At 39.2% G+C, this 26,139-nt stretch carries 33 protein-coding genes; 7 read left to right on the forward strand and 26 right to left on the reverse strand.

From position 1 onward, the window contains the following. Positions 1-167 precede the first annotated feature (167 nt). Positions 168-569 (reverse strand): S1 domain-containing post-transcriptional regulator GSP13, encoded by a 402-nt coding sequence (gene yugI, locus PH210_RS26790; RefSeq protein WP_289989398.1) that lies wholly within the window; start codon positions 567-569, stop codon positions 168-170. 221 nt (positions 570-790) lie between these two features. Between yugI and PH210_RS26795 the strand changes: the two genes are divergently transcribed. Further along, positions 791-1,024 (forward strand): helix-turn-helix domain-containing protein, encoded by a 234-nt coding sequence (locus tag PH210_RS26795; protein WP_289989399.1) that lies wholly within the window; start codon positions 791-793, stop codon positions 1,022-1,024. 119 nt (positions 1,025-1,143) lie between these two features. Here PH210_RS26795 and PH210_RS26800 read toward each other — a convergent pair whose 3' ends face one another. After that, positions 1,144-1,407 (reverse strand): DUF1871 family protein, encoded by a 264-nt coding sequence (locus tag PH210_RS26800; RefSeq protein WP_289989400.1) that lies wholly within the window; start codon positions 1,405-1,407, stop codon positions 1,144-1,146. An 86-nt stretch (positions 1,408-1,493) separates the two neighbouring features. On the opposite strand from PH210_RS26800, the gene PH210_RS26805 reads away from it, so the two are divergent. Continuing rightward, positions 1,494-2,657 carry a MalY/PatB family protein gene (locus PH210_RS26805; RefSeq protein ID WP_289989401.1) on the forward strand — a complete coding sequence of 388 codons (1,164 nt, stop codon included), beginning with the start codon at positions 1,494-1,496 and terminating at the stop codon, positions 2,655-2,657. Between the two features lie 435 nt (positions 2,658-3,092). On the opposite strand, the gene PH210_RS26810 is transcribed toward PH210_RS26805, so the two are convergent. The 7 genes from PH210_RS26810 to PH210_RS26840 form a co-directional block, all read right to left on the reverse strand. Continuing rightward, entirely contained in the window at positions 3,093-3,470 is a 378-nt protein-coding gene (locus tag PH210_RS26810) for a PH domain-containing protein (RefSeq protein ID WP_289989402.1), read from the reverse strand. A 91-nt stretch (positions 3,471-3,561) separates the two neighbouring features. Beyond that, entirely contained in the window at positions 3,562-4,974 is a 1,413-nt protein-coding gene (gene gnd, locus PH210_RS26815) for an NADP-dependent phosphogluconate dehydrogenase (RefSeq protein WP_289989403.1), read from the reverse strand. A gap of 160 nt (positions 4,975-5,134) precedes the next feature. Beyond that, positions 5,135-6,325, reverse strand: coding sequence for an alanyl-tRNA editing protein (locus PH210_RS26820; RefSeq protein WP_289989404.1), 1,191 nt, complete (start codon positions 6,323-6,325; stop codon positions 5,135-5,137). Positions 6,326-6,433: 108 nt separating this feature from the next. Then, complete coding sequence (locus PH210_RS26825; protein WP_289989405.1) at positions 6,434-6,808, reverse strand: hypothetical protein; 375 nt, start codon at positions 6,806-6,808, stop codon at positions 6,434-6,436. 127 nt (positions 6,809-6,935) lie between these two features. Next, positions 6,936-7,490 carry a superoxide dismutase family protein gene (locus tag PH210_RS26830; protein ID WP_289989406.1) on the reverse strand — a complete coding sequence of 185 codons (555 nt, stop codon included), beginning with the start codon at positions 7,488-7,490 and terminating at the stop codon, positions 6,936-6,938. A 95-nt stretch (positions 7,491-7,585) separates the two neighbouring features. After that, the gene (locus tag PH210_RS26835; protein WP_289989407.1) at positions 7,586-7,795 is read right to left on the reverse strand and encodes a hypothetical protein; all 210 of its coding nucleotides are present in this window, start codon (positions 7,793-7,795) and stop codon (positions 7,586-7,588) included. A gap of 76 nt (positions 7,796-7,871) precedes the next feature. Continuing rightward, the gene (locus tag PH210_RS26840; protein WP_289989408.1) at positions 7,872-8,612 is read right to left on the reverse strand and encodes a peptidylprolyl isomerase; all 741 of its coding nucleotides are present in this window, start codon (positions 8,610-8,612) and stop codon (positions 7,872-7,874) included. A 119-nt stretch (positions 8,613-8,731) separates the two neighbouring features. Here PH210_RS26840 and kapB point away from each other — a divergent pair, with 119 nt between their 5' ends. Continuing rightward, a complete protein-coding gene (gene kapB, locus PH210_RS26845; RefSeq protein ID WP_289989409.1) occupies positions 8,732-9,115 on the forward strand; it encodes a kinase-associated lipoprotein KapB in 384 nt (127 codons plus the stop codon). A 194-nt stretch (positions 9,116-9,309) separates the two neighbouring features. Here the strand turns inward: kapB and kapD are convergent, their stop codons facing one another. The 9 genes from kapD to PH210_RS26890 all read right to left on the reverse strand — a co-directional run bounded on the left by kapD (position 9,310) and on the right by PH210_RS26890 (position 16,007). Beyond that, the gene (gene kapD, locus PH210_RS26850) at positions 9,310-9,933 is read right to left on the reverse strand and encodes a 3'-5' exonuclease KapD (RefSeq protein ID WP_289989410.1); all 624 of its coding nucleotides are present in this window, start codon (positions 9,931-9,933) and stop codon (positions 9,310-9,312) included. A 164-nt stretch (positions 9,934-10,097) separates the two neighbouring features. Continuing rightward, positions 10,098-10,481: a hotdog fold thioesterase gene (locus PH210_RS26855; RefSeq protein WP_289989411.1), complete on the reverse strand. Its 384-nt coding sequence runs from the start codon at positions 10,479-10,481 to the stop codon at positions 10,098-10,100. 129 nt (positions 10,482-10,610) lie between these two features. Beyond that, positions 10,611-10,883 carry a hypothetical protein gene (locus PH210_RS26860; protein ID WP_289989412.1) on the reverse strand — a complete coding sequence of 91 codons (273 nt, stop codon included), beginning with the start codon at positions 10,881-10,883 and terminating at the stop codon, positions 10,611-10,613. Positions 10,884-11,178: 295 nt separating this feature from the next. Beyond that, the gene (locus tag PH210_RS26865) at positions 11,179-12,687 is read right to left on the reverse strand and encodes a leucyl aminopeptidase (protein WP_289989413.1); all 1,509 of its coding nucleotides are present in this window, start codon (positions 12,685-12,687) and stop codon (positions 11,179-11,181) included. 72 nt (positions 12,688-12,759) lie between these two features. Further along, positions 12,760-13,371, reverse strand: a complete 612-nt coding sequence (gene spsC, locus PH210_RS26870) for a stationary phase survival protein SpsC (RefSeq protein ID WP_289989414.1) — start codon at positions 13,369-13,371, stop codon at positions 12,760-12,762. 115 nt (positions 13,372-13,486) lie between these two features. After that, entirely contained in the window at positions 13,487-13,810 is a 324-nt protein-coding gene (locus PH210_RS26875; protein ID WP_223591885.1) for a YuiB family protein, read from the reverse strand. Between the two features lie 143 nt (positions 13,811-13,953). Next, entirely contained in the window at positions 13,954-14,082 is a 129-nt protein-coding gene (locus tag PH210_RS26880; protein ID WP_223591886.1) for a YuiA family protein, read from the reverse strand. A 156-nt stretch (positions 14,083-14,238) separates the two neighbouring features. Next, complete coding sequence (locus tag PH210_RS26885; RefSeq protein ID WP_289989415.1) at positions 14,239-14,730, reverse strand: NUDIX domain-containing protein; 492 nt, start codon at positions 14,728-14,730, stop codon at positions 14,239-14,241. 59 nt (positions 14,731-14,789) lie between these two features. Then, the gene (locus PH210_RS26890; protein WP_289989416.1) at positions 14,790-16,007 is read right to left on the reverse strand and encodes an NAD(P)/FAD-dependent oxidoreductase; all 1,218 of its coding nucleotides are present in this window, start codon (positions 16,005-16,007) and stop codon (positions 14,790-14,792) included. 451 nt (positions 16,008-16,458) lie between these two features. Between PH210_RS26890 and PH210_RS26895 the strand changes: the two genes are divergently transcribed. Next, positions 16,459-17,457: an NAD(P)/FAD-dependent oxidoreductase gene (locus PH210_RS26895; protein ID WP_289989417.1), complete on the forward strand. Its 999-nt coding sequence runs from the start codon at positions 16,459-16,461 to the stop codon at positions 17,455-17,457. Between the two features lie 211 nt (positions 17,458-17,668). On the opposite strand, the gene PH210_RS26900 is transcribed toward PH210_RS26895, so the two are convergent. Both PH210_RS26900 and PH210_RS26905 read right to left on the reverse strand, forming a co-directional pair. After that, positions 17,669-18,034: a HesB/IscA family protein gene (locus tag PH210_RS26900; RefSeq protein WP_289989418.1), complete on the reverse strand. Its 366-nt coding sequence runs from the start codon at positions 18,032-18,034 to the stop codon at positions 17,669-17,671. Between the two features lie 229 nt (positions 18,035-18,263). After that, positions 18,264-18,503: a YuzB family protein gene (locus PH210_RS26905; protein ID WP_223591891.1), complete on the reverse strand. Its 240-nt coding sequence runs from the start codon at positions 18,501-18,503 to the stop codon at positions 18,264-18,266. Between the two features lie 259 nt (positions 18,504-18,762). Here PH210_RS26905 and PH210_RS26910 point away from each other — a divergent pair, with 259 nt between their 5' ends. Then, positions 18,763-19,830, forward strand: coding sequence for an NAD(P)/FAD-dependent oxidoreductase (locus tag PH210_RS26910; RefSeq protein WP_289989419.1), 1,068 nt, complete (start codon positions 18,763-18,765; stop codon positions 19,828-19,830). A gap of 43 nt (positions 19,831-19,873) precedes the next feature. Here PH210_RS26910 and PH210_RS26915 read toward each other — a convergent pair whose 3' ends face one another. Next, positions 19,874-20,203 carry a YuzD family protein gene (locus PH210_RS26915; RefSeq protein ID WP_289989420.1) on the reverse strand — a complete coding sequence of 110 codons (330 nt, stop codon included), beginning with the start codon at positions 20,201-20,203 and terminating at the stop codon, positions 19,874-19,876. A 150-nt stretch (positions 20,204-20,353) separates the two neighbouring features. Between PH210_RS26915 and PH210_RS26920 the strand changes: the two genes are divergently transcribed. Continuing rightward, positions 20,354-20,590, forward strand: coding sequence for a NifU family protein (locus PH210_RS26920; protein WP_223591894.1), 237 nt, complete (start codon positions 20,354-20,356; stop codon positions 20,588-20,590). A 48-nt stretch (positions 20,591-20,638) separates the two neighbouring features. Here the strand turns inward: PH210_RS26920 and PH210_RS26925 are convergent, their stop codons facing one another. Beyond that, the gene (locus tag PH210_RS26925; protein ID WP_289989421.1) at positions 20,639-21,628 is read right to left on the reverse strand and encodes a 2-hydroxyacid dehydrogenase; all 990 of its coding nucleotides are present in this window, start codon (positions 21,626-21,628) and stop codon (positions 20,639-20,641) included. A 95-nt stretch (positions 21,629-21,723) separates the two neighbouring features. Continuing rightward, positions 21,724-22,737 carry a spore coat putative kinase YutH gene (gene yutH / locus PH210_RS26930; protein ID WP_289989422.1) on the reverse strand — a complete coding sequence of 338 codons (1,014 nt, stop codon included), beginning with the start codon at positions 22,735-22,737 and terminating at the stop codon, positions 21,724-21,726. A 215-nt stretch (positions 22,738-22,952) separates the two neighbouring features. Between yutH and PH210_RS26935 the strand changes: the two genes are divergently transcribed. Further along, entirely contained in the window at positions 22,953-23,465 is a 513-nt protein-coding gene (locus PH210_RS26935; RefSeq protein ID WP_289989423.1) for a phosphatidylglycerophosphatase A family protein, read from the forward strand. Between the two features lie 31 nt (positions 23,466-23,496). On the opposite strand, the gene nucF is transcribed toward PH210_RS26935, so the two are convergent. From nucF to PH210_RS26950, 3 genes are read right to left on the reverse strand one after another with little or no spacing between them, the layout of a single operon-like run. Next, entirely contained in the window at positions 23,497-24,261 is a 765-nt protein-coding gene (gene nucF, locus PH210_RS26940; RefSeq protein WP_289989424.1) for a 5' nucleotidase NucF, read from the reverse strand. A 6-nt stretch (positions 24,262-24,267) separates the two neighbouring features. Then, positions 24,268-24,711, reverse strand: a complete 444-nt coding sequence (locus PH210_RS26945; protein ID WP_289989425.1) for a DUF86 domain-containing protein — start codon at positions 24,709-24,711, stop codon at positions 24,268-24,270. A 28-nt stretch (positions 24,712-24,739) separates the two neighbouring features. Continuing rightward, positions 24,740-26,041 (reverse strand): EAL domain-containing protein, encoded by a 1,302-nt coding sequence (locus PH210_RS26950; protein WP_289989426.1) that lies wholly within the window; start codon positions 26,039-26,041, stop codon positions 24,740-24,742. Between the last annotated feature and the right edge of the window lie 98 nt (positions 26,042-26,139).

Consider the following 26,139-nt stretch of genomic DNA (forward strand, 5'->3'; position numbering starts at 1 on the left):
CTGATGTAGAGTGGGGGCCTTGAAAGTTTCGTTCATATCAGGAGGCTCCCCGGACCGCCCGCGGAAAGCGAAGCGCCTGGAGCGCAAATCAACAACAAATTCAGAGAGCAAAAAATAAAGCCAAGGCCAACTGCTTTTCAACAGTATGCCTTGGCTTAATGAATGATTTATTTCTTAATTAAATCTTCGCGCTGTGATTGGTCAATCCATTCTTGAAGCTTATCCTTAAGTGTGTTAAAGCCTTGTTGTCCTTCTGCTTCCGGAATGATGGCAGCCGCTTGGCGCTTACGAGGCTTCTTCACTTTTGCTAGTTGCTCGACTGGCGCTTCTTCAGTTGCTCTGATTGAAAGACCAATTTTTCCTGCCCCTTCATCAACCGATAAAACTTTTACTTTAATTTCATCCCCAACTTTAAGATGGTCATTAATATCCTTCACATAACCGTGCGTGATTTCTGAAATATGCACAAGACCTTGTGTATTTTCATCTAATGCAACGAACGCGCCATATGGTTGAATTCCTGTTACTTTACCTGTTACGATACTTCCTGTTTCAAAGTTTCCTGACATGAAAACACTCCTAAGTAAATAATTATTTAGTCCCTTATATACGCATTATAAGATTATACCACAAAGAATTGTTTTTATCAAAGAAAGTAAAATAATAGAAACAGGGCCCCTTCTAAATTATAAAATTGTCAGTAAATTTTAACATGTAGAATTAGAAAAATGATTTATCCAATGTTACACTAGTAGAGAGTAACTTAATATTTTAAGTTGAGGTGAACAGTATGAATAAAATCGGTCAAACAATCAAATCCGCTCGTGAAATGCGAAACATGACACAGGAAGAATTAGCACAAAAAATCAGAGTTGGAACAAGTACGATTGAAAAATATGAATCCGGGGAACAAATTCCAAGCAGTCAGACCATTTTAAAACTATCTACTGTATTAGATATCGCAGCATCTGAGTTATTAGAATACCACAAACTTCATACAAACTCCTCGTCAGTGGAAAACTAATAAATTTTTCTATCATGGTTGTATAATAAAGGGGAAATCTGGTAAACCTTATATCATAAGCTTTCTAGTATTCCCCCCTTTTTGAGTGGACACCCCGATATCGGGATGTCCTCTTTTTTTTACAACGAACAAGAATCGTTCGCCTTAATATTTAAAAGTTCGCCCGCTACTTTTAAACAGCTTTCCAATGGGATAAGTTTTTCAAAGGAGAATTCATAGATGGTTTGAATTCGCTTAGCAAGTATTAATGGGTGGTCTAGTTCATGAACAGCCGCTATCACATCAGCGATTTCCGTCTCATAGCTCCCATTTTTCAATTGGAAAGGATCCCATTCATTTAATAAGTCAACAAACTTTAAATTTGTCTGAATCTCTTTTCTCATTTTTTTCTCCCTATTGTTTTAACATTTGATTGATATATTTTATCATAAGAAGGAGAAGGTAAGAAAATATTACAGGCGGTGGACATATGTCAGTATTTAATGAGCGGATAGACCGGTTTAAAACGGCATCAGTCAAATGGGAATTAACAAAAGATATCTTTGGAGAGTCAGATTTATGGCCGATGTGGGTTGCGGATATGGATTTTAAGCCGCCACAGGCTGTCATTGATGCGATAAAGAATCGCGTCGAACACGGGGTCTTTGGCTATACTTTTGTCCCGACCTCCACCTCAGAAGCTATTAACTCCTGGCTGTTAAAGCGGCATCAATGGAAAATTATCACTTCATGGCTATTATATTGCAGCGGTGTGGTGCAGGCCATCAGTACAGCCATACAGTCGTTTACGAAGGAAGGTGATCGGGTACTGCTTCAATCTCCCGTGTATACTCCTTTCTTTGATATGATTGAAAAAAATAAACGCATCGTCGTAAACTCTCCGCTGTTATTGAATGGAGATCGTTATCAGATTGATTTTGCGGGTTTTGAAAAAGCTTTGCAAGAAGGCTGTAAATTATTTTTACTTTGCAATCCGCACAATCCTGCTGGCAGGGTTTGGACAAAAGATGAGCTATTAAAAATTGGTGAGTTATGTTTACAATATAATTGCCTTATTCTTTCTGATGAGATTCATTCTGATATTATCTATAAGAAGTTTACGCATAAACCAATTGCTTCTTTAAATGATGAGCTTTTGGATAGAACCATCACTTTAATTGCTCCTAGCAAAACGTTTAATCTTGCTGGCTTACAGGCTTCTGCTGTAATCATTAAAAATAAGGAATTAAGGATCCAATTTCAGGAGCAGCAAAAACGCCAAGGTGTTTTCTCCTTGAATACCTTTGGGATAATTGGAATGGAGGCCGCCTATCGTCACGGTGAGGAATGGCTCGAAGAACTGATTGATTATTTGCAGGTGAACAAGGATTATACAATTCAATTCCTAGCGGATCATTTCCCGGAAATCACTTGTATTGATGCCGAAGGAACTTACCTGTTATGGCTTGATTGCCGAAAACTTGGATTAAGCGATAAAGAGTTACGAAACTTGCTGATTCAAAAAGGAAAGCTGGCATTAGAACCCGGTTCTAAATACGGCCCTGGCGGTGAAGGATTCGTCCGCATCAATATTGCTTGTCCAAAGGATGACTTGATAGAAGGACTAGAACGTCTAAAAAGAGCACTTGGTTAATATGAACGCTTCTTATCGACTGTCTAACTGATAAATTGGCTTCCTCGGTCGTTATGAATGCTTCTTTTCGACCGTCGAACCAAAAAATTGGCTCCCTCGGTCGTTATGGATGCTTCTTATCGACCATTGAACCAAAAAATTGGCTCCCTCGGTCGTTATGAATGCTTCTTTTCGACCGTCGAACCAAAAAATTGGCTCCCTCGGTCGTTATGAACTCTTCTTATCGACCATTGAACCAAAAAATTGGCTCCCTCGGTCGTTATGAACTCTTCTTATCGACCGTCGAACCAAAAAATTGGCTTCCTCGGTCGTTATGAACGCTTCTTATCGACCGTTTGCACCAAAAAATTGGCTCTCTTGGTCGTTATGATCGCCTCTTATCGACTGTTGAACTCAAATATGGATTCTAACGGTCGATAAGAAGGTATAAAAAGATTATTTCAACACATATTCAGCTAAAACACTTTGGAGTTCATAGATGTTTAAGTTTTTATTAAATTGCTTTTGCAGCGGAAGTGCATTTCCGGAGATCCAAATCTTTAATTCCGCATCTAAATCGAAGCTCCCTGCTGTTTCAATGCTGAAATGAGTAATGTTTTTATATGGGATAGAATGATACTCGACCTTTTTTCCAGTTAAACCTTGCTTGTCAACTAAAATTAACCGCTTATTCGTAAAAACAAACATGTCCCGAATGAGTCTATACGCTTTTTCAATTCTTTCACTTGGAGCCAAAACACGTTCAAATTCCTTTTGTACTTCCTGTGCATTCACTTCTGAGGCATTGCCCATTAAACCATCTAAAAAACCCATCTAAATCACCCTCTCAATTCTCTCAATTCAGTATACATAAGTTTCCATATATTAAAAAGCCAGACGTGAATGTCCACGTCTGGTTCGTCAATTATTTCTCAAGCCACTCGGTATGGAAAGTTCCTTCACGATCCACCCGCTGATACGTATGAGCTCCAAAATAATCGCGCTGAGCTTGAAGCAGGTTGGCAGGCAGGACCGCTGAGCGATAACTGTCATAATACGAAATTGCACTAGAGAGTCCTGGAACAGGTATCCCTGCTTTTAAAGCAATGGAAACAACCTCTCTAGCTGCATCCTGATAATCCCCTGTAATTGCTTGAAAGTAGGAATCCATGAGCAAGTTGTCTAATTCCGGATTTCGATCATATGCATCCATGATATTTTGCAGGAATGCTGCTCGAATGATGCAGCCGCCTCTGAAGATCTTCGCAATTTCACCCGGTCTCAAATCCCAATTATACTCATGGGAAGCCACTTTATATTGCGAAAATCCTTGTGCATAAGAAATAATTTTACTAAAATACAAGGTTTTCCGAATTAATTCAATAACGTCCTTTTTATTGCCAACAAATTTATTTTCACTAGGTCCTTTTAACCATTTGCTAGCTTTTACACGCTCTTCCTTCATAGCTGAAAGGAAACGCGAGAACACAGATTCAGTAATAATGGATAGTGGAATACCCAAATCAAGGGCACTCTGACTTGTCCATTTTCCTGTTCCTTTTTGTCCGGCAGTATCGAGAATAACATCCACTAATGGCTTGCCGGTTTCAGGATCCATTTTTGTAAAGATGTCTGCGGTAATTTCAATCAAATAGCTGTCAAGTTCTCCTTGATTCCACTCGCTAAAGACTTCATGAAGTTCGTTGACAGATAAGCCAAGGAGCGTTTTCATTAAATGGTAAGATTCACATATTAACTGCATGTCACCATATTCAATACCATTATGAACCATTTTTACATAGTGCCCGGCACCATTTGGACCAATATATGTACAACAAGGTTCTCCATCCACCTTAGCTGAAATAGCCGTTAAGAGCGGACCAACCTCATCATAAGCTTCCTTTTGTCCGCTTGGCATGATCGACGGACCTGTCAATGCTCCCTCTTCCCCGCCAGAAACACCGGCACCTATGAAAAGAAGCCCTTTCTCAGCAAGAGCGGCATTTCGTCGAATGGTATCTTTGTAATAGCTATTGCCTCCATCAATAAGAATGTCCCCTTTGTCTAAATAGGGTACTAGCGATTCAATCGCTTTATCGGTAATTTCACCAGCATTTACCATTAATAAAATTTTTCGGGGAAGCTCCAAAGATTGAACAAATTCTTCAATATTGGCAGTACCAATTATATTTTTCCCTTTATGATGTTCTAAAATTTCATTTACTTTCTCAGCGGAGAGATCGTATACGGAAACAGGGAAACCTTTGCTTTCAAAATTCAGGGCCAAACTTCTTCCCATTACACCTACACCGACAACCCCAACTTTTTGTTTTTCCAATCTTATCATCCCTTCAAGGTTGTGAAAAAAAATTCATTTTTATTATAACATATATGAAATATTTTTTCGCACATCATTTAATACAAAATTTATAATTATAGTGTGAAAAAAAATACACTTTTTTATTAGTAAAAGTGTATTAATAAACGAAAAAAGACTGCTATTTCGATAATTCGAATAATAACATCAGCATTTCCTCCGGTGTTATAAGCTTTTCGCCTCCTCCTTGTGCAAAAGAATCATTTCCTCCGCCCTTACCATTTATGAATGGCAATGATTTACCAATAATTGTTTTCATATTTTCGTTTCTAGCTTTTCCCTTTGCACAGACGACTTGGAGCTTATCTTCATTGTTCGATACAAAAATAACCAAAGCATTTTCATTGTTTGCCGTGATAAAACGAGCTAATTTCTGAAGTTCTTGAATACTGCGATTTTGAAAAATTTCATTTACGATATTATCAGTATAATATTTATCATTCAAATCCTTTGCCTCGAATTGCAGTAGCTGCTCCTTAGTTTGTTCTAAAAGCTTTTCCTGCGATTTTGCATTCTCAAGCATCCGGCCAACAGCTGCCTCCATATCTTTTTCAGGCGCATTAAGCAAACTGGTTAACTGAAGCAGAATTCTCTGTTTTTGCCCAAGCTGTTTTAAAACTCGATTTCCGCAGACAAATTGAAGCCGTGTGTTTTTCCTTTGTCTTTCCCAATCTAAAACTTTTATTGCACTAACCTCTCCTGTTGCTTTTGGATGGGTTCCGCCGCAGCCGTTATAGTCGAAATCCGGAATAATCACGAGCCGGATATTTTCTTTAACCTTCGTTTCTTTTCTTAATGGATATTGAGACAGCTCTTTCTCTGTTACCCACTTTACTTCAATAGACCTATTCTCCAAAATTATTTGGTTTGCAAGCTCTTCCGCTTTCTTCGCTTCCTGCTCCGTTAAATTTTCTGTCTGCAAATCAATGGTGACCATTTCATTTCCTAAATGAAAGCCAACGGTCTTGTAATCAAATAATTGCTCAAATGCTGCCGATAAAATATGCTGGCCAGCATGCTGCTGCATATGATCAAAGCGCTGTTCCCAATCGATGGCCCCGAGTACCTCTTTCTGGGTGTCATACAATGGCATATCTATGTAATGACGTATCTCCCCATGTATTTCTTCAACATTTATTACATTGGACTCTCCAAGCTTCCCAATGTCGTGCGGCTGGCCACCGCCAGTTGGGTAAAATGCCGTTTGATTTAAAAGAACGTACCAATTCCCTTCCTCGTCTTTCTCTTGTTTAAGCACTTGTGCAGTAAAGGATTGAATGTAGGCATCTTGGTAATATAGTTTATTTTCCATTTTATTAGCTCCTAAATTTTAATAACCTCATTGTCTTGAAAAAAGGAAGAGAAATCAAGAAAAACCTGTCCCGCTATTTTGAAGGACAGGTTTCTAAAATAATGAATATTACTTTTTATCTTTACGTTGGCCAAATGTGGATGGTTGAGTCTGCGGCATTTGACCTTGTTGAAAACCACCCATTCCTTGAGGAAAACCAGCTTGTTGTCCGCCCATTCCTTGTGGAAAACCTGTTTGCTGTCCGCCCATCATTTGCGGGAATCCTCCAGGCTGCTGAAAACCGCCCATCATATGTGGATAGCCATGCTGATATCCACCCATTTGTGGATATCCGTGGTGATACCCTCCCATATGAGGATAGCCGTGATACGGATATCCACCCATCATTTGTGGATGCCCTTGCTGGAATCCGCCCATCTGAGGAAAACCCATTTGCTGCATACCAGGCTGTCCCTGAAAACTGCCAAATTGTCTTTTCTCCATCAATACTCGCCTCCTTACAATCTCCCTGTTAGTGTATGTCCACACATTGGAAAAGCTTAGATTTTTACCCAAAAAAGAAAAATTTCATATAAAAAGCCATCTCGCTCCATGAGATAGCTTTAATCGATTATTCTTTTTCATCCTGTGCTTTCTTTTGACCTTCTTTATTTTTATCCTTAGAAATCTCCCCGCAGGCGATCCGATTGCCTGAGTCGCCGGCAGGCTGAGTCATACCATCATCTTTTCCTTCATGTACAACAAGCGTGGTCCCCTCTTTTGTAAACAGAGATTTCTTATCATCCTTTAAGGTGACATTGGATGCCATAAGATCTGCCTTTACGGACCCATCATCCCCAACAATTAAATTAGGCAGGTCGCCGGCATGCGCGCCTTTTGGATGAAGCAGTCCATGTTCTTTTTTCTCTGGATTAAAATGGTTACCGGCAGATTTGAAATCAGGTGCCTCGCAGGTTCCTTTCTCATGAAAATGAATAGCATGTATCCCAGGTGAAAGCCCCTTCAAATCTACGGACATTTTCACACCACTGGCTTGCTCCTGCAATTTGACTGTTCCTAAAGAATCTCCTGCCGCATTAAACATTTCCACATCAATTTTTGTGATATTTTTTTCCGTACATCCAGTTAGAATGAGAAGTGGAACAATCAACCAGAATTTCTTCATATGTAATCCCCCTACAATAGACAATTTGCCGTTAGTATCGGCAAACGAACATTGGACTATACAGTATTTGGGGGCAAAAAAAGAAACAGCTGCAGTTAACTGTTCCTCTGATTAAGCTCATGATTTCGAATTCGATCCTCTAATTCCTTTGCTTTTTTGGCTTCCCGCTTGGAGTGAACAATGATTAACCTCATTGTTACCAAAGCACCTATGAAAAAAATAAAAAACGTAATTGCTGCGGGAATATATTCCGATTTATCTTCAGGAAAGTATAAAAACAATGACATTACTAATGACTGAAACATTTTTTTCTTCCTTTCTATCAAGGACTTGCTCTAATAAATCATTATAGCAAGAAAAAACGTTTCCGACCAACAAAGCCTATTTTAATACTTTTATCTTTTTAATAATAACATCTTTTTCTGGTTTATCCTGTGCCCCCACAGGTGTGTCAGCAATTTTATCAACGACTTCCATACCTTCAACAACTTGTCCAAAAACCGTATGGCGGTGATCAAGCCATGGAGTTCCGCCGCGTTCATCATAGGCATCAATTATTTCTTTCGGGTATCCTGCCTTGTTTATTTCCGATTTCATTTGAGGGTCAAGAGAAGTTTTTTGAACAATAAAAAACTGGCTGCCGTTTGTGTTAGAGCCTGAATTGGCCATTGACAAGGCTCCGCGAATGTTGAAAAGATTATTGGAGAATTCATCTTCAAATGGCTTTCCCCAAATACTATCGCCGCCCGTTCCGTTCCCACTAGGATCGCCGCCTTGAATCATGAAGTCTTTGATAACCCTGTGGAAAATTAAACCGTTGTAATAACCTTCCTCACTATGCTTGACAAAATTTTCAACGGCTTTTGGCGCATATTCTGGAAATAATTTAATTTTTATCGTACCCATTGATGTTTCCATTTCAACGAGCTTCTCGTTCTCAGACACCTCTGTTGAAAGCTGAGGATAGACTCCCTTTGACACTTGTTGATCCCCTTCCTTCTGTTCCGTTTTTGGCGCAGAACTTTTCGTTTTTGCTTCTTCCTTCTTTGTTGTGCTTGTCCCACAAGCTGACAATACTAAAATAATAGCAAATAAAGCAATCAAGAATTTTAGCTTCTTCATTTATCATACCTCCATTTTTTCACTTTAACCGAAAATAAATTTTTTTGCACTCTGTTTTAAATTTAGTCATAATGAAGGGGAAGAATCAAGATAAAGATTGGGTGTCAGGGGGTTTTTTTATGTCAGAATTGCAGGTTGGTACTGCAGTAACAGGTATCTATAAAACAGGAAAGTATATTGGAGAAATAACGGATATCCGCCCGCAGCATTATTTAGTCAGAGTTTTGGGTGTTCTCAAGCATCCAATGCAAGGTGATCTTCATAACCCAAAAGAAGCGGATGTACTCATTTTCCATGAGAGGCGCGCACTAGCCTTTAGAGAGCAGGCCAATATTCCAAAGCAGATGGTCAAACCTTTTGAAGAAGAGATACCCGACTACAAAGAGTCATTAAAGATAGCGGTAGATAAAATGAAAAATGAACTGTTAGGAACATCTTCACAATGGGCTGAAATGAGCTTAAAAATGATAGACTCCCTAGAAAAGGATTATTTCAAATCCTAAACCGTGTTCAAGGACCTTGTTGATTGGAGCGGAAGGTGCGAGACTCCTGCGGGAGTACGGGGCAGGGGAGACCCCGCAGGCCGCATAGCGCCGAGGAGGCTCCACGGCACGCCGCGAACCGCAAGAGCCTGGAGCGCAAATCAACATACAAGTTTAAACACTAAAGGCCAAATCAGGTTGAGTGATTTGGCCTTTTATGCAAATTCATTTAATAACTTTGAAAAATCAACCCGGTCACCGATGGTGGTTGGCTTTGGTTTTTCTAGATATCGTTTATCCTTTTCAACTAGCTTGAATATATTATAGGTAGTCAAGGCATCATCAAGTGCCCGGTGGTGCCTGCCTGTCCCTTCTTTGCCATATTCTTGAACAGCCTTCCATAGTCCTGTTTGATTTTGATCTCCGAAGAATCGTTTATATTCCATTGACAGATCTAATTCTGAAGCATGAAATGGAAAAGCAGTACCAGCCTCCAAACAGTTATGACGAAGTACCTTCATATCCATATTTCCCCAAGTAACAATTGTGGTTTCCAGATTGCTCTTATTGAATTCCTCCAGCTTTCGGATAAAATCATAAAAAGATAGCCCCGTGTCAACCTGCTGCTGTGAAATATGTAAAAAGGATTTACAGCGTTCTGATAGCTTTGGGAACTTTAGAGGAGTAACAAAGGAAGAAAACTGTTCGGCGATCTGATCATCAATAACGGATACAATTCCAACCTCAATAATTTCCGCGAAAAAATCTTTCATACGTCCATTACGTTCAGGCATGGTAAATTCAAAATCAATAAATAGGTATTGCCGCTTTGCTCTCATATTCTTCACCCCCATTTCTTATGAATAAGCTTACTACCATTATATAAAGAAACATGTACAAAAAACTGTGCTTTTGTTCTATTTTATTTTCAATTATATCATGATTTTCCTTAAATTTTTTAAATATTTCAATAAAAAAAAGAGAGTGGGTAAAAATCCCATTCTCATTTTCTGATTTTTATGACCGCCATGGTACATCTTGAAACGCAAATAAGGCGTCCCTGATCGTCGGTAATTTTAATATCCCATACTTGTGTGGTTCTGCCTTGGTGCAGAACTGTGCCCACCGCTGTGACTACGCCTTCTCGAATAGATCGAACATGATTCGCATTAATTTCGAGACCAGCTACTGCTTCCTCTTCTTTATTAACTAACTCATAAGCGCCCAAACTCGCAACCGTTTCTGCCAATGCCACGGATGCACCGCCATGCAGGATGCCAAAAGGCTGGCGCGTCCGCTCATCAACCGGCATCGTTGCAATGATTTTTCCTTCTTCAATATGGGTAATTTCAATACCAAGTGCTTCAATTAGTGTGTTTTTAATCATGATTATCCTCCAGTATATTTATAATATGTAACGGTCAATGAAAACTGTCATAGTTAACCTATTCTCTTTAGTAAATCAATTTTCCTTCTAATCAAAGGAAAAACAGCCCTAGAGCTGTTTTTTCCTTAATTAATAATAAAATGGTGGGCCGCCTATACCAGGATAGCCAAGACCAAGCCCTGGAGCTCCAAAACCAAGTCCTGGTGCAAAACCAAATCCTGATCCTGGGTATCCTAAACCAGGGTAACCAAAACCGCCGTAAAATGGCCGTGCTGCAAACGATGCACCAAGTCCACCTCCAATTAAACCACCTAAAAAACTAAGCCCGCCTATCGCCAAGGGTAATCCAAAGCCGAAAAATCGTTGATCTTGTACCGGGTAGGGACTTCGATATGGGTACATTAATTACCATACCTCCTTTTTCGCTATACTTGCCTACACTATTTCATATGCGAGAAGGAAGGCTAATGAGTGGGCAGTCAGAAAAGCGGAAGCGCCCGTTTAGCGACGTATGGCCAGGGGCCCGCTCCGACTGAGATAAAGGAAACACGGAGAGCGTCAGCGATCCGATGTTGACTTATCGTAGGGAGGAGTGGGATGGCCACTGGGCGCTGGACCTGGACATTTCTCAAAGTCACATGAAATTATTCCTAATTAATATTAGAAAACCCACGGAAGTTTCCGTGGGTTTAAAGGTTTATTTTTCAATTGGTTCGAACCGTTCTACAAATAATGCAAGAGTACGCGTCATTACTCCGGTTGCACCTGCAGGACCAAGATTATTTCCTTTAGCAGTAGTGGCCGTTCCGGCAATATCTAAATGCACCCAAGGAGTACCTTCAGCAAATTCGCCGATAAAGGCGCCAGCAACAAGGGCATGCCCCTCACTGCCTGGTGAATTATTTAAATCAGCTACTTTGCTATTTCTGACTCGTTCCTTCTCGCTTTCAAACAAAGGCAGTAACCACATTTGCTCACTGGCTTCTACCGATGCTTCTAATACTTGTTCATATAATGATTCGTGATTGGTCATCGCGCCGGTTGTATGTAATCCAAGTGCCGTAATGACCCCGCCGGTTAATGTTGCAACATCTACCAAATATTCGGCTCCATGATGCTTCGCATACGTCACCGCGTCTGCTAACACCAAACGGCCTTCTGCATCCGTATTCAATACCTCAATCGTTTTCCCACACATTGAGGTAATCACATCGTCCGGCTTAAAGGCATGGCCGCTAATCATATTATCAGTCGAAGGAATAACCGCCACAACATTTTGTTCTGGGCGGGTTTCACCAATGATCTCCATTGCTCCAAGCACAGCAGCCGCGCCGCCCATGTCTGTTTTCATCCCTACAATGCCGGCTTTTGTTTTAATGGAATAACCGCCCGTATCAAAGGTAATTCCTTTTCCCACTAAGCCGATTACGTCTTTCCAATCATCTTTCCCTTGATACTTCAACACGATCATCTTAGGCGGCTCTGTTGACCCTTGGTTAACAGCAAGGAATGCTCCCATTCCAAGCTTTTCAATTTCTGCTTTTTCTAAAATTTCTATCTCAAAATCATACTTATCAGCTAATTCTTCCGCATAGTTTGCCAAATCGGTCGCTGTAAGCAAGTTCCCTGGAATATTGACAAGCGTCCTAGCTGAGTTTGTCCCATTTCCGAATGCAAATCCGACCGATAACGACGCTTGAATATCTTCTTTTTCAAAGCCCTCACAGTAAACATTCAGGGTCTTCAGTTTTTTCTCAGGTTCATTCGATTTCTGTTTATAATCCTTGAACTGATAGGTAGCCAGCGAGAATGCTTCGCTCAAAGCATGGGCAGCGTCAAGTCCATCCAGTTCTTCCGTCAAGAAAGAATCCAGATAAACAGCAGCCTCTTCTAATTTACTTGCCTTCACATCTTTGAATAACTTACCAAATGCTTCTCTTAGTTTATCGAAGGTCAATTCCTTTTCCTTTCCAAGACCGACAAACCAAATTCGTTTTGAACCGATTTTACTAAAGGTATGTATTTTGCTAATACTTTTTAGTTTTGCTGAAATATCACCTGATTTAACCAACTCAGTTAGCTGTCCATCGAATTTTTCATCCAATTTTGCTAAAGCACCTGAGAATTTTTCTGGTTTTTCAAAAAGTCCTATGACCAGGCCTTCATGTTCAGCAGTTAAGTCCAATTTTGATGTAACGTGAAACATTCAATTCACCTCCGTGTTATTCTCCATTTATTATACCGAACCCCAAATAAAAAAACAGGCATGATGCCTGCTTTACCTTTTTTCTGAGCTAATATACCGCTGGCGGAATACCTGCAGCGTTTTATCTTCGTTCCATGCCTGTAATTGTTGTTCTGTCAGTTTTCCATTGCCTTTTTGAACAACATAGACCTCTACCTTTTTTTTGCCCCATTTATTATAAACATCCTCAACGGTTTCATAATAAAGATCTAATTCATTTCCTTTTATTGCGCCACCCTTATCAGCTACGACCCCATATCCATATCCGGGGATAAACAGAATTGTACCAATCGGAAAAACGTTCAAATCTGCAGCTACAGTAGAAAATAAATCACGTTTCACTTTAACACCTGAATAGGTGATCCCATACTCAGGATGTCCTTGTCTTTTTCCAGTCGATTCAAAACCTGCGGTGTAGCCGGTAGCTGTAACAGTTTGCTTTGGATACTTTGACCAATCAAAGGCATCCTCTAATGTTGGAGAGGTTGTTCCTGAAACATTTTCGCTTGATGAAATAACGGACGCAAATTGTGAAATTAAGGCATGAGCATTAACACCAGAAATAGATTGGAACGTCGCTAATAAGGCCATAATGAAAAGAATTGTCATGGCTGCACGCTTGATCCAATTTTTAAATATATCCATTAAATTTTTCACTCCTCCAAAAATATTCATTCCCAAGCTGAAGGGAATTATTCAAAAAAGGAGTGAAAAATATTACTAGTGAACAAAAAAACCCTTTGCCAGAAGGCAAAGAGTTTTAAAACATTTGATAGCCATTTTTTCGAAGCAGTTTGATGGTAAATCCAGCAGCTATGGCTCCTGCTAAGCCACTTAATAAAATTAGAATATCAGCGGTGGCCAGCGAGCTGAATTTATGTCCTAATTCCAAAAAGGCAGACTTACTATTTGTAAAATATTCAATAAATCTTACTTTATCTACGATTAAAATGGCCACAATAGGATATATTATCGCCATAACCCATGACATTCTTAAAAGCATATTTAGGATAAATCCAATACCAAAAAACAAGACAAAAAATAGCAATATCGAAATAACTAAAACAACGATGCTCATTTGCATCCGAGATTCCCCCTTTACGCATCAACACTAAGTGTACCTAACGTCCAAAGTGGAGTCAATATGAACACAAAAAAAATAGCCCTTCGAAATGTTCGAAGAAGCAGTATCCAGCCATTCTTTTCAATTATAAAACTTAATACCCCTTATTCCTCTTCCTTCTTTCCTGTGCCGCCACAGCAGGAACACGTTTCAGAACCGCCAAGCACTAGTTGAAAATAGCCGTACCCTGAGCAATAATCACAATTTTTTGTATCCAAGCTCTTAACTGTCATCCTTTTCATCCCCCTTATATATTAACTTAATTTTCTGATAATATAACAAGGATTGGCGAAAAAGGAAAGAGCGAAATTCTTGCAAATTCTCAAAAGAAAACGGATACATATAAAGTTTTCTTTCATTTTCTAATTGTTACTTAAATTTTCAAAAAATTACAAAAATAATTTGTAAGCCGTATAACCAAACTGATTTCCTGGGTTCAACCCATCAATACCAGGTTTTATACAAGATTCCTTTTGCTTAATAAGCTGGTGAAGAATTATAGATGCATCTTTTTCATTTAACAACACTTCTGGTGCCATAAATCTCGCTTCATAAAGTTCATTTTCCTGATGGATTATCTTTTCTTCGCTTATTGGTTCCATTAAAAAGACGATCATATTGTCGCTTATTTCTTCTTTAATTACTCCGGTTCTTAACCCGATAAGACCTTTTACGGCACAGTCAATTCCTGTCTCTTCCTTAACCTCTCTTAGAACCGCTTCATCTGCCGTTTCACCTATCTCAACAAAACCTGCTGGCAAGGACCATTGGCCTTTCAAGCCGCCGTATCTCTTCTTCACCACAAGCCATTGGCCATCCTTAGAAATCACTAACCCCGAAACAGCTAACCACACCTTGCCGCGTTTTTCACGATTGCTCATTGTAGCACCCCTAAATATTCATAACAAAAAAGGACAGGGTCACTGTCCTTTTTTACTTATTAAAATACATTAAACTTTCCTTTTTTCAGTACCAAACCTGCGCCGCCAATCATATATAGGGAGCGGTTATCGACTACCTTCTTCATGAAGGAAGCTTTTGCACCGGTGATTTTCTTACCAAACACAACACCAATAGCATCATCTTCACCAAGTGAGCAAACTGTACCTTTATTATCAAATGTAAAGGTTTCAAGCTCTGTCTTGTTCCGGACAAGTGCGGCCAAGTTGCGTGCCACAAGTTCACCCTGCTGCATTGCAATTTGGGCAGTCGGCGGATATGGGCGATTAATTTCTTCATTGATGACAAGAGAACTGTCGCCAATAATGAATACATCATCAAAACCAGGTACTCGTAATTCTGGAGTTACCTTTACACGGCCTCTCATAGCTTCAAAACCAGATTTCTCGATGATAGAATTTCCTCGAACACCCGCTGCCCAAACAACAGTACCCGCTTTGATCTCACGAGGCTCTTCTTCACCTTTCGCTACGATAATACCGTCAGGAGTAGCTTCCTTAATAGCCGTTCCAATTAAAAACTCTACACCTTTCCGTTCTAATTGAGATACAGCATAATTAACTAATTCTGGATCAAATCCAGGTAATACAGTTGGAGCCGCTTCAACACAGATTATTTTTACTTTATTATAATCAACATCATATTCGTGGCATAATTCAGGAATTCGATTTGTTAATTCTCCCAAAAATTCAATTCCCGTAAAGCCTGCACCACCAACAACAATGGATAGGCGGTTATCATTTTTTTCTTCCTCCATATTGTAGGTAGCAAATTGATACTCGATATGCTCACGAAGCTGGCGTGAAGAATTCACATTGGTAATCCCAAAAGCATACTCTTTTAATCCCTTAATCCCAAATGTCTCAGGTTCGCCGCCAAGAGAAATAACAAGATAGTCATACTGGACTTCGCCTTTTTCTAATACGACTTTCTTTTCATCTTTCTTAATTTCAACCACTGTATCCTGAATAAAGTCAACCTTGCTTCGGTCAATAACATCACGGATTTCATAACGTACTTTGTCATGATGAAGTGTGCCTGCAGACGCTTCATGAAGCCACGTTGTTTCATAATGGTAATCATTTTTATTTACTAATACGATATCGGCTTCATTAATACCGACATGCTTTTGTAAACGAACAGTTGTCATCAGACCGCCGTATCCAGCACCGAGAATAACAATTTTAGGCTTTCTCAAAGTGATCACTTCCACCTTTTAAGTTAATTTTTTGAATAAATTCGCTTATTCTTATCTTCCACTGCATTAGCTAATTTTATTTTTCTAAGCAGAAAAATGTATGTGATATACTTCACGAATGAGGATAAAGAAAAATAGCCAATTTTAAATACACCCGATTTCACCATTCAACGCAATCGGATTTTCAAACCGGTCATAAAATTGTACCTATTTTGACACAAATAATTAACAATATATCCACATTACATCTTATGCTACTTTCCTCGGATTTTCAAGCGATTTTTTAAATTTATTTACCAAAAGCATATTAATAGTTTTACTTTTTTATAACCTAATTCAAGTTATTTAAATAGTGATTCCAGTTTGAATATTGCCACAAATAAGTGAGGATTTTATTAATTTATGATATTATAGGGAGTGGAGTTGTTACTACTAGTTAGGGGGATACGGCGTGCAAGAAAATCAAAAAGTTTTTGACATTACTATTATCGGCGGAGGCCCTGTCGGTCTTTTTACAGCTTTCTACGGAGGAATGAGACAAGCTTCAGTAAAAATCATTGAAAGCTTACCTCAACTAGGCGGCCAATTATCAGCCCTTTATCCGGAAAAATATATTTATGATGTTGCTGGTTTTCCAAAGGTTCGTGCACAAGAATTAATTAATAACTTGAAGGAGCAAATGGCAAAATTCGAACCTTCAGTTGCCCTTGAGCAATCAGTTGAAAAATTGGAAAAGCAAGAAGACGGAACTTTTAAATTAACCACTAATAAAGAGGTTCACTTTTCTAAAACCGTTATTATTACAGCTGGAAACGGAGCCTTCCAACCGCGCCGCTTAGAGCTTGAAAGTGCTATCCAGTATGAAAAGAAAAACCTCTATTACTTTATAGAGGACTTAAACCAATTTGCCGGTCAAAAAGTAGTTGTATTTGGCGGCGGAGATTCAGCAGTGGACTGGGCTTTAATGTTGGAGCCAATTGCCGAGAAAGTAACGATTGTTCACCGTCGTGATAAGTTCCGCGCACATGAGCATAGTGTGGAAAATTTATTTAATTCAAAAGTAGATGTAAAAACTCCGTATGTACCTGCAGAACTAATTGGCGATGAAGACGGAATTAAACAAGTTGTTCTTAATGCTGCTAATGGCGAAGGAAAAGAAACGATTGATGTGGATGCTGTCATATGTAATTATGGATTTGTATCCTCACTTGGACCTATTAAAGAATGGGGCCTGGAAATTGTTAAAAACTCGATTGCCGTCAATTCCAAAATGGAAACAAATATACCAGGAATTTATGCAGCCGGTGATATTTGCATCTATGATGGTAAAGTAAAGCTTATCGCTTGTGGTTTTGGTGAAGCGCCAACTGCCGTAAATAATGCGAAATCATTTATCGATCCTAAAGCAAAAGTACAACCTCTTCATAGTTCTTCTATGTTTGATAAATAATAAGAAAAGCGGAAGCGCCCGTATAGCGGCGTATGGACTGGAGCACTTTGACTGAGATAAAGGAAACACGGAGAGTGAGAGCGATCCGATGTTGACTTATCGTAGGGAAAAGGGCGAAGTACACTAAGTGCTGGGCGCTGGAGCTGGACAATTCTCAAAGTTTAATTTAATTCTTAATAAACAAAGGCGCCCAAATTGGGCGCCTTTGTTTTTAACATTCTTCAGGTGTACCTGCTGCAGTCGCTGTTCGGAAAGAAGAACCGCATCCGCAGGAAGCAATAGCGTTCGGGTTATCGATCGTAAAGCCGCCGCCCATCATAGATTCTTTATAATCAATTTTCGTGCCCTTTAGAATTGGTTCACTTTCTTGATCAACGACTACTTTAATTCCATACTGTTCAAATTGCTTGTCAGCCGGATTTAGCTCGTGTTCGAAACCCATTCCATAAGATAAGCCGCTGCATCCTCCACCCTTTACACTTACTCGTAAGAAGGCTCCTTCTTCTTCATTGTGCTTCATCATTTCTTTAATGTGAAGAGCTGCCGCTTCCGTTAAAATTACAACATCATTGCTCATAAATTCTCCTCCTTTTTTTAAGTTTTAGGCTCTGTTAAACTTGGTTGTTGATTTGCGCTCTAGGCGCTTCGCTTTCCGCGGGCGTGCCTGGGAGCCTCCTAGGCGCTTTCGCCTGCGGGGTCTCCCCTGCCCCGTACTCCCGCAGGAGTCTTCGCGCCTTCCGCTCCAATCAACATTGAAAAATATAAACAATGGCATTTAACACAGCCAAGTTTTAATATAGTATATTTTAAAACATCGGATTTTCCTCTAAATATTGGTAGATATTGTCCACAAGTTCATCAGGTGTTTTTCCTGTCACTACTTCTCCGTTAACTAGAGCATATAATGTGGAGGCACATTTACCACAATATCCAAGACATCCATATTCAATAATATCCAAATTTGGATCTTTTTCTAATTTTTCAAGTGCTTTCTGCGCACCATTTGCCAGATTGCTGATACAAAATTCTATGATCGGTTGAATCATTCTTTTCACCTCTCCATTACGTACCTATCCTACTATTTTTAGCATGTTCCGTCAATTATCACGACTGTAGCTTTAGTGTCAAGAAAAGTGGGATAAGAGTTGTTATTTCGACACATTTTAGATATACTCATATGTGGTAAAAGAACAGAAATTATTCTAGAATATATCAATTAATTCCCATTTGTTTTTAATTCTGAAATGGGTCCCATCTGAGCAAAATAAAGACATTAGATATTGGTTTAAAAAGGGGAAATACAAAATGAAAAACCTTGTTATACTTGGCGGCGGATACGGCGGCATGAAAGTTTTAAACGAATTGCTTCCAAATCATCTGCCAGAAGACGTTACGATTACGCTTATTGACCGCGTACCGTATCATTGTTTAAAAACAGAATACTATGCTCTTGCTGCAGGAACGATTTCGGATAAAGAAATCCGGGTCGCCTTTCCAGAGCATTCACAACTCAACATCAAATATGGGGATGTCATCGGCATTGACCAAAAAGATAAAAAGGTCTTATTAAATGGTGATGATCCTATTGATTATGATGACTTAATCATCGGCCTTGGCTGTGAAGACAAATATCATGGGGTTCCGGGTGCTGAGGAATTTACTTACAGCATTCAAAGCATTGAAAAATCCCGCCGCACATATTCTGCATTAAACAATTTAGCTCCCGGATCTGTTGTTGGGATTGTTGGTGCAGGTCTTAGTGGAGTAGAACTGGCAAGCGAATTAAGCGAAAGCCGTGAAGATATACAGATTAAATTATTTGATCGCGGAAAGTATATTCTTTCTTCTTTCCCAGAGCGATTAAGCAAATATGTTGAAAACTGGTTTGTGAAGCATAATGTCGAAATTATTAACAACTCAAATATAACAAAAGTGGAAGAAAATACATTGTTCAATCATGATCAGGCAATCAAATGTGACGTGATTGTTTGGACTGCAGGGATCCAAGCAAATAAAATCGTCCGGGAGATGGAAGGGGAAAAGGACAGATTAGGAAGGCTGGAAGTAACCCCTCATCATCATCTTCCTAATGATGAACATATTTTCATTGTTGGTGACTGTGCTAGTTCCCCGCATGCTCCAAGCGCCCAATTAGCTGAGGGTCAGGCTGAACAAATTGTCGAAGTACTTAAGAAGCGCTGGAGCGGCGAACCATTGCCTGAAACGATGCCAGTTATTAAATTAAAGGGTGTCCTAGGTTCTCTTGGTAAGAAACAAGGGTTTGGAATGATGGCTGAGCGTGCCATTACGGGACGTGTGGCCCGCCTGTTGAAATCGGGCCTTCTGTGGATGTATAAATGGCATAACGGCTGATAAAAAAGAAGCATTCCGTTTTGATAATTGGAATGCTTCTTTTTTATATTGCTTTATATCCATACTTTTCAAGCTCTGAAAAAATGGTCTTGAGGCGTGGATTGCCTTCGCCAACTACTTTTTCTTTTATCACCACTACTGGATAAAACATATCTTCATCAATAACCCGTTTCGCAAATTGATATTTTTCACGGTCTCCTTCTGGAGGCAGCAGGATATCCACATATGTCATTTTAAAGGGCTGCTCCGGGAACTTTCTTGTAATGGCCGCTTCCAGCCATTCAAATGTTTCTTTTGACGACGGCAGGTTGACACAGCTTGGGCATAATTGTTCAGCACCATATAGAACAATTTCTACTTCTGTAAATTCCATAAAACCATTCCCATCTTTTTTCTTTTATTTTACAATAATTAAATGATAAAAACGAAGAAAATGTCTGTAAATGTGTGTTATCCTATTTTCTGAGAATGGATTTTTATGGCCAATCACATTATAATATAGATAGGAAAGGAGACGATTACTATGGCAGAACAAGAAATGTTTGAACAAGTTCAGGAAGTATTAGATAAATTACGCCCATTTCTTCTTCGCGATGGCGGGGATTGTGAATTAGTTGATGTAGAGGATGGTATTGTTAAGCTTCGCTTGCTTGGAGCTTGCGGATCTTGCCCAAGCTCAACCATCACATTAAAAGCCGGCATTGAAAGAGCTCTTTTAGAAGAAGTGCCAGGCGTTGTCGAAGTAGAGCAAGTATTTTAATTTAAAACGTCAAAAGCGATTGCCATTATCAGCAATCGCTTTTTTATTTTATGCTTCTACAAAGGGTTTCCAGTCTTTGTTCACAAGTGTTTTTGGCACGGTTCCTTCTAAAACTTCCATGATATTTTCTACACAACGCTTCATCATGGCGGTTCGGGTTTCAACACTTGAACTGCCTATATGCGGAAGTGCAACTACATTTGGAAGGGATAGTAATGGATGGTCCCGATCGATTGGTTCTCTTTCAAAAACATCTAATCCAGCACCGGCAATTTCCCCTGCTGTTAAGGCGTCATATAAGGCCTGTTCGTCGATTACAGGGCCTCTTGAAGCATTGATAAAAATAGCCGATTGTTTCATTCCTCTAAATACTTCACGCGTGAACAAGTTTCTGGTTTCTTGTGTTAGCGGTGTTAGACAGACGATGAAGTCGGATTTTTCAACAATCTCTTCAAAAGATACATACATGGCACCTATCAGCTGTTCCATCTCAGGCTTTCTGGTCCGGTTATGATAAAGGATGTTCATATCAAAGCCTGTTGCCCTTTTGGCAACTGTTTCACCAATTTTCCCCATTCCAACAATACCAATTGTTTTATGATGAATATCTTGGCCAGCCAGAAGCAGCGGGCTCCAGCTTTTCCATTTTCCTTCCTTGACATATTCGGCTGCCTCGACTATCCGCCGGGCGGCCGCCATCAGCAAACCAAAAGTTAAATCAGCCGTAGTGTCATTTAAAACATCAGGAGTATTGCAAATTGCAACTCCTTTAAGGCTTGCTTTTTTGACATCAATATTGTCATACCCTACAGCCAAATTAGCGACAACCTTTAACCGATTCCCGGCGGTTAAAATTTGTTCATCGATTTGGTCAGATACCATCGTCAAGAGAGCATCCGCTTTCTTAGCTTCTGCGTGAAGAACTTCTTTTGGAACCGGAATATCCTCATGTTCCCACATTTTTACTTCATATTTTTGTTTCATGACTTCAATAACTGCCTCTGGCAGCTTTCTAGTAATGTAAATATAAGGCTTCATGCTGCGTCCCTACCTCATTCCTAATTTTAGAACTCCTTGTTATTTTACCATATTATTCTGATTGAAATTTTTCAAAAGTGTGTCAATTTATGTGTTTACACTTTATATAACCATTCCAACTGGGGGAGATTTAGCCTTTTGATTGGCGCTCCCGAAATTTGAAAAAAACCAGCCAAAAATCGCTCATATTCGCCCGATTGTCTTAAAATTTTACTTAGCTGATCTTCTAATACCTTTTTATCCTGCTCGGACCGAGTTATATAATAATTTTCGATAGATTCAAAATAGTGGAGTGGGAATATTAGACGCGAATATAATAGTCGCCACGAAAATGATGATAATGGAGCAACACTTTGATATTCTTCAAAAAATTGTTTTAAATCGACATCGTATGTTTGAAAATTTCGGAAATATCTCTCTCTTGTCCACTCGGCTAAATCACGGCTGCGATGATCAAAGACCCAATCAAAGGGATTTTTAATAACATAATTGCCGCCCCACGTTTTTTTACAAAAACGTTCATGACAGACTGTGCCGCTGTCCGTTTCAGCTGGCTCATCATCTATTTCTGTATCGACTAGGTATTGAATCGCATTTTCAGTTAAGCCCATATAATAGGGAAATGATTCGATAAACATCCGTTCAAATTCATCTTCTGGCGTTTGAAAGAGAAGGCCATTCCAAACCTTTTCCATTTGTTCAAGCCGCTTTTCCCATAATTCCTTCCACTTTCCAATCCGGCTGGACCGCTCGATTTGAAAGGGAACCCTTCTCCCACGTTCATGAAATTTAGCGAGCTTACGCCCTAATTTGATTTTCCGCTGTTTTTCATCTGCTTGCCGATTGGCTAATACGCAATATTTATTTTGTTCCCATGTAGTAATTAAATTCCCTTCCTTTGACTGCAAAAATATAGGCACATTATGGTCGCCATAATTTCGCAGATGCTCGGCAATCTTCCCAAGTTCAGAAATATCCTCTTCTTCCTTTCCAGCAGGATTAGAGATTACATACAGCCAGCCATTGCCTCTTAAGGCGTCATACGTATCTAATTTAATATATTCTTGTGTTGTGATCCCATATTGATTTTCAAGCATTTTCTGAAGCATACGAGTCCCACCCTCTTCTTCATACCCTTATAAAGTCATATATATGAAGGAGCATTAAAAAACTTGTTGTCTTCCTGTTTTTTTTCAAAAATGAATAGGAAATATCGTCGATTGGAAAGATAAAATTTTGTCTAGTTCTTTTATGTTAAAATTGCATATCTTATGAAAAAAGAGTATATATATAGTGAAAATCCAAAGAAAAGGTGATAAAAGGGATGGCAGACGACAAAAAAGTAGATATGACCGAAGAAACTGCACGCAGATGGCTAACAGAAAGAGGCGTCCAAATTCAAGATATTGCTGATTTAGTTTTTTATTTACAAGAAAAATATCATGAAAATTTACAAATGGCAGACTGTATTGCTAATGTGGAACGCGTCCTCTCCAAACGTGAAGTGCAAAATGCCATTATTACCGGAATCCAGCTCGACATGCTTGCTGAAAAAGGAATGCTTGAGGAGCCCCTTCAATCGATAATTGGGACAGATGAGAGTCTTTATGGAGTAGATGAAATACTTGCCTTTTCGATTGTGAATGTGTATGGATCAATCGGATTTACCAATTATGGTTATATTGATAAACAAAAACCTGGCATTTTAGCCCATCTAAATGATAAATCTACCGGTGAGTGCCATACCTTTTTAGATGATATTGTCGGTGCGATTGCCGCAGCTGCCTCCAGCAGGCTGGCTCACCGGGCAGCAAGAATGGAAAAAGAAAAAAAATAGTGTAAAAGGATGGGTGTATATCCCATCCTTTTTATACCTCCCATTGCTCCAATGAATCAATGGCATATGTAGGTTTTTGTTTATACCCTTTAAGCAATTCTTTCGTGGTCACACCTGTATGAACCAATAGTGTGTCCATCCCGGCATTCATGCCCGCTAAAATATCTGTGTCATAATAATCCCCGACCATGATCGTTTCTTCCTTGGCCGTTCCTAATACCTTTAAGGCCTGCTCCATAATAATCGATTCCGGCTTGCCGATAAAAATCGGTTTCGTTTGGGTAGAAACCGTAATGACGGATGTCAGCGAACCATTACCCGGTACAAGTCCTCTTTCAGTTGGAATCGCAATATCACCATTAGTAGAAATGAAAGTCGCTCCATTTCGAACCGCCAAACAAGCAACAGCTAATTTCTCATAACTGATGGAGCGGTCAATCCCAATCACGACAAATTCCGCATTTTCTTGGGCAAATTGGAATCCCTTTTCTTCAAGCGCGGATCGCAGCCCTTCCTCTCCAATGACATAAACAGTAGCATCCTTCTTGGTTTCATAAATGTAATTAGCGGTTGCCTGGCTGGTCGTAAATACAAGTTCTTCCTCTGCAGGAATATCAAAATCCCGAAGCTTTTCGGCAACCTGTGCTGGTGTCCTTGACGAATTATTTGTCACAAATAAATACGGGATTTTCTTAGCCCGCAGACTTTTGACAAAATCAGAAGCTGCCTCAATACGTTCAGTTCCTTTATACATCGTTCCGTCTAGATCAATTAAATAGCCTTTATAATTTTTCAAAATCCTTCACTCCTGACTTTTAAAGGCGGAAACAGGACCAAGTTCATTTGTTAGATAATCGCGGACATTTTTCGCAAAAAGAGATAAAGCCGGATGAGAATTTGCAAATTGCTCCTTTAGTTCACTATGGACGATTTCTGTATAATCTTGGACAAGTTGCTTCCGGTATGGAATGAGGCTTTTTAAGTCATTTCCCGTTTCTTGTGAAATGACCTTTTCATCCATTAAAATTTCTATGATATCGTCGTAACTCCCGGGGTCACGCATGATAAAACCGTCAATCATGGCATTGCCAACATCAAAAATAGCTTCTAGTGACATTTGTGTTATCCGTTCCAATGCAGCTTTTTCTAATGGTGTCGACCATTCTGGCTGCGCAGTGAAAAGATTTATTTGTTTTTCTAAATAAACCAATGTTGTTTCCATTTTATCCCGGTCTACAAAATACATTTGCTCCACTTCCTTTTATGTTGTCTGACTAAGTTGCAAGCCCGTTTACGAATGCAGCTGGAGGGGCATAAAAGTTTCCTTGCGCTAAATCCACTTTATTTCTCGTCAGAACCGATGCTTCTTCTTCGCTTTCAATTCCTTCAGCGACAACTAACGAACCTGCTTCTCTTGCAACAAGCAGCAATCCTTTCAGCATCGATTCCTTTAGAGAATTTTGATGAATATTTTGGATTACTGAACGATCAATTTTGATGATATCCGGCATGATTTCACTAATCGTACTTAAACTGGAATAGCCAGCACCCGTATCATCGACAGCGATTCGAAATCCCATTAATCGTAACATTTTAATATTATAAATAAAGTTCTTTAAGCCCTCGATTGAATCACTCTCGGTTACTTCAATAGTGATTTGCGCAGGTGAAATACTTTTATAGTTTAACATAAGATTTTTTAAATCTCTTGTAAATCTTAAATTACCTAAAGTTAAGGGAGTAAAATTTACAAATATATCCTTCCGGCATCTTGTTGTCTTTATCTGCTCCAAAACCTTATCAATGATAATCATTTCTAGTTCATACAGCATCCCAGTCTGCCTTGCAACTGAAAAGAGCGGCAACGGATTTTCTAATAGGGTTCCCTGAGGTCCTCGTGTAAGCATTTCCCAGGCCCGAATTTCTTTTGTAGCTACATCGATAATCGGCTGAGCTAAAAGTTTAATGTCCTTTTTTGTAATAATTTTATTCATCGTCATAACCATTTCATTAAACCCGTTTTTTGCTTTTCTTTCTGCCATAAACACGGCCTGCCTATGGGCTTTTAAAACAGAATCATGAATCGAGTAATGTTTTTTATCAACAAACATATAGCCCGTTTCAAAGCAAAGCTCGACAGCAGGGTATAACTTATGTAATTTTTTTTCAACATGATACGTTATTTTATTCATAAACAGATCTATTTCTGATAAACAATCCCGTTCAAAATCGACTTTTAAGAATAGTGTAAAACCGTCACCATAAAAATCATGGAGAGTGATGACATCTTGATTGTTGATTTCTTCCTCAATAGAAAGAAGGAAATACTTCCTAATATTTTTAATTACCTGTGTATACTGGGTTTGTCCCAATAAATCAGCCAATTCAAAAGAATTTTTGATATTAAACACAATCACAGCCACTTCATGTCCAGATTGAAAGGCTGATGTTACACCCTCTAATGCGGGATTTCGCAAAATTATTGGCGGTGGATAAAAGCGAATTGACGATTGAGGCAGTAAATTCTTTCCCCATTGCATTACATTTATTGCTTTTTCGATGTAACGACGGACCATTCAATTCATCCCTCTTCCAGTCAATAATTGTGAATTTAAGTATATTGTAGCATATTTTGACAGATTTCGTATTTTTCAAGGGCAAATTTTACAAATTT

Origin of the sequence: Paenibacillus sp. BSR1-1 (genome assembly GCF_030403775.1) — a bacterium.
Classification (GTDB): Bacteria; Bacillota; Bacilli; order Bacillales; family Cytobacillaceae; genus Neobacillus.

Excerpts from the sequence above, each read along its gene's own strand:
- PH210_RS26860 (WP_289989412.1), bottom strand. The coding sequence starts at position 10,883 with ATGTACCCATATCGAAGTCCCTACCCGGTACAAGATCAACGATTTTTC.
- yutH (WP_289989422.1), bottom strand. The coding sequence starts at position 22,737 with ATGCTTCAGAAAATGCTTGAAAATCAATATGGGATCACAACACAAGAA.
- PH210_RS26830 (WP_289989406.1), bottom strand. The coding sequence starts at position 7,490 with ATGAAGAAATTCTGGTTGATTGTTCCACTTCTCATTCTAACTGGATGT.
- PH210_RS26920 (WP_223591894.1), top strand. The coding sequence starts at position 20,354 with ATGGCAGAACAAGAAATGTTTGAACAAGTTCAGGAAGTATTAGATAAA.
- PH210_RS26820 (WP_289989404.1), bottom strand. The coding sequence starts at position 6,325 with ATGGAAAATAAACTATATTACCAAGATGCCTACATTCAATCCTTTACT.
- PH210_RS26800 (WP_289989400.1), bottom strand. The coding sequence starts at position 1,407 with ATGAGAAAAGAGATTCAGACAAATTTAAAGTTTGTTGACTTATTAAAT.
- PH210_RS26945 (WP_289989425.1), bottom strand. The coding sequence starts at position 24,711 with ATGTATTTTGTAGACCGGGATAAAATGGAAACAACATTGGTTTATTTA.
- PH210_RS26905 (WP_223591891.1), bottom strand. The coding sequence starts at position 18,503 with ATGATTCAACCGATCATAGAATTTTGTATCAGCAATCTGGCAAATGGT.
- PH210_RS26855 (WP_289989411.1), bottom strand. The coding sequence starts at position 10,481 with ATGATTAAAAACACACTAATTGAAGCACTTGGTATTGAAATTACCCAT.
- PH210_RS26805 (WP_289989401.1), top strand. The coding sequence starts at position 1,494 with ATGTCAGTATTTAATGAGCGGATAGACCGGTTTAAAACGGCATCAGTC.
- PH210_RS26840 (WP_289989408.1), bottom strand. The coding sequence starts at position 8,612 with ATGAAGAAGCTAAAATTCTTGATTGCTTTATTTGCTATTATTTTAGTA.
- PH210_RS26880 (WP_223591886.1), bottom strand. The coding sequence starts at position 14,082 with ATGACAGTTAAGAGCTTGGATACAAAAAATTGTGATTATTGCTCAGGG.
- spsC (WP_289989414.1), bottom strand. The coding sequence starts at position 13,371 with ATGGATATATTTAAAAATTGGATCAAGCGTGCAGCCATGACAATTCTT.
- PH210_RS26900 (WP_289989418.1), bottom strand. The coding sequence starts at position 18,034 with ATGAGCAATGATGTTGTAATTTTAACGGAAGCGGCAGCTCTTCACATT.
- PH210_RS26910 (WP_289989419.1), top strand. The coding sequence starts at position 18,763 with ATGAAAAACCTTGTTATACTTGGCGGCGGATACGGCGGCATGAAAGTT.
- PH210_RS26925 (WP_289989421.1), bottom strand. The coding sequence starts at position 21,628 with ATGAAGCCTTATATTTACATTACTAGAAAGCTGCCAGAGGCAGTTATT.
- PH210_RS26950 (WP_289989426.1), bottom strand. The coding sequence starts at position 26,041 with ATGGTCCGTCGTTACATCGAAAAAGCAATAAATGTAATGCAATGGGGA.
- PH210_RS26795 (WP_289989399.1), top strand. The coding sequence starts at position 791 with ATGAATAAAATCGGTCAAACAATCAAATCCGCTCGTGAAATGCGAAAC.
- PH210_RS26825 (WP_289989405.1), bottom strand. The coding sequence starts at position 6,808 with ATGGAGAAAAGACAATTTGGCAGTTTTCAGGGACAGCCTGGTATGCAG.
- PH210_RS26835 (WP_289989407.1), bottom strand. The coding sequence starts at position 7,795 with ATGTTTCAGTCATTAGTAATGTCATTGTTTTTATACTTTCCTGAAGAT.
- yugI (WP_289989398.1), bottom strand. The coding sequence starts at position 569 with ATGTCAGGAAACTTTGAAACAGGAAGTATCGTAACAGGTAAAGTAACA.
- PH210_RS26885 (WP_289989415.1), bottom strand. The coding sequence starts at position 14,730 with ATGAGCAATCGTGAAAAACGCGGCAAGGTGTGGTTAGCTGTTTCGGGG.
- PH210_RS26810 (WP_289989402.1), bottom strand. The coding sequence starts at position 3,470 with ATGGGTTTTTTAGATGGTTTAATGGGCAATGCCTCAGAAGTGAATGCA.
- PH210_RS26915 (WP_289989420.1), bottom strand. The coding sequence starts at position 20,203 with ATGGAATTTACAGAAGTAGAAATTGTTCTATATGGTGCTGAACAATTA.
- kapD (WP_289989410.1), bottom strand. The coding sequence starts at position 9,933 with ATGAGAGCAAAGCGGCAATACCTATTTATTGATTTTGAATTTACCATG.
- PH210_RS26865 (WP_289989413.1), bottom strand. The coding sequence starts at position 12,687 with ATGTTTCACGTTACATCAAAATTGGACTTAACTGCTGAACATGAAGGC.
- kapB (WP_289989409.1), top strand. The coding sequence starts at position 8,732 with ATGTCAGAATTGCAGGTTGGTACTGCAGTAACAGGTATCTATAAAACA.
- PH210_RS26875 (WP_223591885.1), bottom strand. The coding sequence starts at position 13,810 with ATGCAAATGAGCATCGTTGTTTTAGTTATTTCGATATTGCTATTTTTT.
- PH210_RS26935 (WP_289989423.1), top strand. The coding sequence starts at position 22,953 with ATGGCAGACGACAAAAAAGTAGATATGACCGAAGAAACTGCACGCAGA.